Origin of the sequence: Streptomyces albidochromogenes, from assembly GCF_005981925.1 — a bacterium.
Lineage (GTDB): Bacteria > Actinomycetota > Actinomycetes > Streptomycetales > Streptomycetaceae > Streptomyces > Streptomyces albidochromogenes.
The window spans coordinates 1-4,049 of sequence record NZ_VBVX01000442.1; the positions used below are offsets into that span (position 1 = coordinate 1).

Genomic DNA, 4,049 nt, shown 5'->3' on the forward strand with positions numbered 1-4,049 from the left:
GGAGGGCGGCGACGAGGGTGCAGAGGTCCGGGTCCTCACTGATGCGGGCGGTGAGTTCGGCGTACACGGGCGACACGGGGCGTGCCTGCTGCTCGGAGAACTCGCGGTAGCGATCGGCCACCGACTGCGTGTTGTTGACGACCATGGGGCTGAAGTTAGCCGTGTGATCCGGCTCGCGACGCTGCGTAGTCGCGGGACACCCCTCCGCATAACAATTGACGAACCGTCATGCGACGGATGTTTTCTGAGTGGCGGTCAACTCGTCCGGCTGTGGCTGCTTGTGTCCTGATTGGTTCAGGCCAAGGTCCTTAACGATCAGTTGGAACAGCTTGGAAACCGGAGCCGGTGTCTATTAACGTTCGATAACGCAGCGCGGTCGTCCCAGTCGTCGCAAGAGACGGCACCGTGCGCACGCGCCGAATCCCGCAAGGGAACCGGGGAACCACGTTCCTTGGGGTGAATCGGGCCGCTTCGTACCCACGGAGAGGCTCGTAGGAGACCTTCCTGCTCCGAACCCGTCAGCTAACCCGGTAGGCGAGAAGGAAGGAAAGGAGCACGCCTCCGTGGCGTCCAACAGCCCCGCCCCCCAGACCGCCATGCCCCCCTACGGGGCGGCCCGCGACACCGGCACGCACGTCGGCGGGGAGGGGACCTGGGAGGAATGGAATCCGACTGAGGACTCCGTCCGTCCCGTACGCGGCCGTCACCGTGTGGCCAAGCAGCGCGGCGGTCTCGGCCGCAGCTCCACCGTTCTCGGCGTGGGCGTCATCGCCGCCGTCGGCGCGGGTGGAATCGCCACCGCCCAGGACAAGCCGGCCATATCGATCTCCCTTCCCGACGCGATAACGGACTCGCTTCCCGACCCCAACTCACTACCCGGTGTCGGCTCTTTGATGTCCGACGACGCCGAATCCGGCTCCGACGTGCAGGCCGGCGCGGCGAACGAGGCCATCGTGGCCGCCGCCCCGCTCTCCACCGCGGGCGTCACGACCGCCGACGCGCGGCAGGGCACCACCGACGCGGGCGAGGCCCTGCGCGCCCGCATCCTCCAGCAGGCCGAGCAGCAGCAGGCCGCCGCCGACGCCGAGGCGCAGGTCGCCGCCGAGAAGGAAGCCGCCGAGAAGGCCGCGGCCGAGGCGAAGAAGCAGCAGAGCGCGGCGGAGGCCGAGGCGGCCGAGGAGAAGCGCGAGGCCGAGGAGAAGAAGCGCGAGGCGGAGAAAGAGGCCGCGCGCAAGGCGGAGGAGGAGCGGCTCGCCAAGCTGGCCGCCAGCTACTCGATGCCCCTCTCGTCGTACACGCTCACCTCCACGTACGGGCAGTCCGGCGCCATGTGGTCCTCCGGCCAGCACACCGGCCTCGACTTCGCCGCTCCGACGGGCACGCCGCTCAAGGCCGTGCACGGCGGCACGATCAAGTCCGCGGGCTGGTCCGGTTCGTACGGCTACCGCATCGTCCTGGAGCTCCCGGACGGCACGGAGGTCTGGTACTGCCACCTCTCCTCGATGACCGTCACGTCCGGCGAGGTCGGTACGGGCGACGTCATCGGCCGCGTGGGCGCCACCGGCAACGTCACCGGGGCCCACCTGCACATGGAAGTCCACACGCCGGACGGCGCGGGCGTCGACCCGGCCGCGTGGCTGCGCGGCAAGGGCCTCACCGTCTGACGGCCGCGCCTTCCGCTCGGCGCTCCGATGGCCTGGCGCCGCCGGAGCGCGGCACCGCCCCGGTCCCCGGCAGCCCTGACGCACGCCCCCCGCGCCCAGGGCTGCCGGTCCGCCGGGGCGCACGTCCGCCCGAGGGTCCTGGGCGCTTCCCCCGGTCCGCGCTCGTGCTCCCCAAGGGGTCCCGCGCGCTTCGCCCGGCCCTGTTGCCGGCCCGTGAGGGCCACGGTCACCGCTGTCGGTACGGGTTGTACGCGGCGTAGTCCCGGTGCGGGGGCGGCGCGTACCCGTACGGGGGCCACGCGGGCTGCCGGGGCGGCGGGAGCCGCACCCGGCCCGCCGCCCGCGCCGCGTACTCCAGCGCCGGACCGGCGACCTCCCTGCGCTGCCACAGATGGTGCAGCAGCTCCTGCTCGCGTGCCGTGAAGTCCGGCCCCAAGGCGCCGCGGTGGGCCCGGTGGCGCAGGAAGGCCAGGGACGTGGCGAAGAGTTCGTACTCGGCGACGGCACGGGCGGCCGCCCGGCCCCCGGCACGCCCCGCCGCGCCACCGCCGTACCTGCGCGCCGCCGCGCCCCGCGCCAGCGAGCGGGCCCGCATCGAGGACAGGGCCAGCGGTTCGGTGGGCAGCAGCCAGCCGGCGGCGGCGTACGCGGGCAGCTCGGCGGCTATCGTGCCCAGCTCGCGCTGGCGCGTCCAGACCGCCAGCCAGGTCAGCAGCGCGAAGGCGGGGACCATGAAGACGGCGTACACGAGGTAGAAGCCGAACCCGCCGAAGACCGCCGAACCGTTCCACAGGGCGTGCATGCCCATCGCGCACACCAGGCCCAGCAGGGGCAGCGCGACGCGCCGCCACCGCCGCCCGCGCGGCGACGCGAGCGCGGCCAGCCCGAACCCGATGCCCGTCAGGACCGTGAACAGCGGGTGCGCGAACGGCGACATCACTATGCGTACGAAGAAGGTCGCCGCCGTCACCGACGCGAGGCCGGAGGCGCCCGCTTCCTGGTCCTCGCCGAAGGCGTTGCCGAGGTAGAGGATGTTCTCGGTAAAGGCGAAGCCGGTCGCCGTGAACCCGGCGACCACCACCCCGTCGACGATCCCGGTGAAGTCCCGTCTGCGGAAGAGGAAGATCAGCAATATCGCCGCTGCCTTCGCGCTCTCCTCGACGACCGGCGCTATCACCGTCGCGCCGAGGGATTCGGCCCCCGCCGGATCGGCGGTGGCCGTGGCTATCCAGCGCGTCGCGAAACTGTTCGCGATGATCGCGACGAGGGCCGCCGCGAACGCGCCCCAGGCGAAGGCGAAGGCGAGGTTCCGCCAGGGCTCGGGCTCCACCCGGTCCAGCCAGCGGAACGCCGAGGCCAGCAACGGCACCGGCAGCACGGCCAGCCCCAGGCCCACCAGGAAGCCCCGCGTGCCGGTCTGGTCGCGGACGATCGCCAGGATCACCAGGGCGCAGAGCGCGAGCGCCGTGACCACCGCGCCCGCGCGCACCGCCCTGGTGCGCCACCAGGCGCGGCGCGGCTTGTAGCGCCAGAGCGCAGGCGGCGGTACGGCGGTGAACTGCGGCTGCCGCGCGCAGTCCGGGACCGCCGGGCGCTGCCGGGGGTGCGGAGGGCTCTCGTACACCCGTCGACCCTAACGATCGCCACTGACACTGGCGATGGCGCGTGTGCGCCCTACCGGCGGCGGAAGAGCAGGTCGTTCACGACGTGGCCCTTGTCGAGGCCCTGGCCCTCGAAGCGGGTGAGGGGCCGGAAGGCGGGCCGGGGCGCGTAGCCGCCGTCGGGGACCGTGTTCTCGAAGTCGGGGTGCGCGGTGAGCACTTCCAGCATCTGCTCGGCGTACGGCTCCCAGTCGGTCGCGCAGTGCACGAGCGCGCCGGGGGCGAGGCGGGGCGCGACCAGGTCGAGGAACTCGGGCTGGATGAGGCGCCGCTTGTGGTGCCGCTTCTTCGGCCACGGGTCGGGGAAGTACACGCGCAGGCCGGCGAGGGAGGCGGGCGGCAGCATCTCGCGGAGCAGGATGATCGCGTCGCCGTTCGCGACCCGGACGTTGGTGAGACCGGCCCGCTCGGCGAGAGCGAGCAGATTGCCCTGGCCGGGGGTGTGCACGTCGACGGCGAGTACGCCGGTGGCCGGGTCCTCGGCGGCCATCTGCGCGGTGGCCTCGCCCATCCCGAACCCGATCTCCAGCACGACGGGCAGGCCGCGGCCGCCGAAGAGCTCGTCGAGGTCGAGGACCCGCCGGCCGTCGATGTCCAGGCCCCACCGGGGCCACAGCCGCTCCAGGGCTTCGGCCTGGCCCGTGGTCACCCGGCGCGCCGTAGAATCGGGGCATTGTGTCTGAGTCCTCCCGCGTCCGCCCCGACCTGTCTCTTATACACGTCT

At 72.6% G+C, this 4,049-nt stretch carries 2 protein-coding genes, 1 pseudogene and 1 riboswitch; of the genes and pseudogenes, 1 reads left to right on the forward strand and 2 read right to left on the reverse strand.

The annotated features are described in order from the left end of the window. Positions 1-404: 404 nt before the first annotated feature. A riboswitch (cyclic di-AMP (ydaO/yuaA leader) is annotated at positions 405-552 on the forward strand. Positions 553-563: 11 nt separating this feature from the next. Next, positions 564-1,664 (forward strand): M23 family metallopeptidase, encoded by a 1,101-nt coding sequence (locus E2E34_RS32025; RefSeq protein WP_138905352.1) that lies wholly within the window; start codon positions 564-566, stop codon positions 1,662-1,664. Between the two features lie 226 nt (positions 1,665-1,890). Here E2E34_RS32025 and E2E34_RS32030 read toward each other — a convergent pair whose 3' ends face one another. Continuing rightward, positions 1,891-3,288 carry a PrsW family intramembrane metalloprotease gene (locus E2E34_RS32030; protein WP_138905353.1) on the reverse strand — a complete coding sequence of 466 codons (1,398 nt, stop codon included), beginning with the start codon at positions 3,286-3,288 and terminating at the stop codon, positions 1,891-1,893. A 50-nt stretch (positions 3,289-3,338) separates the two neighbouring features. Continuing rightward, positions 3,339-3,977, reverse strand: a pseudogene (trmB, locus tag E2E34_RS32035) (tRNA (guanosine(46)-N7)-methyltransferase TrmB); the annotation flags it as partial. Positions 3,978-4,049 lie beyond the last annotated feature (72 nt).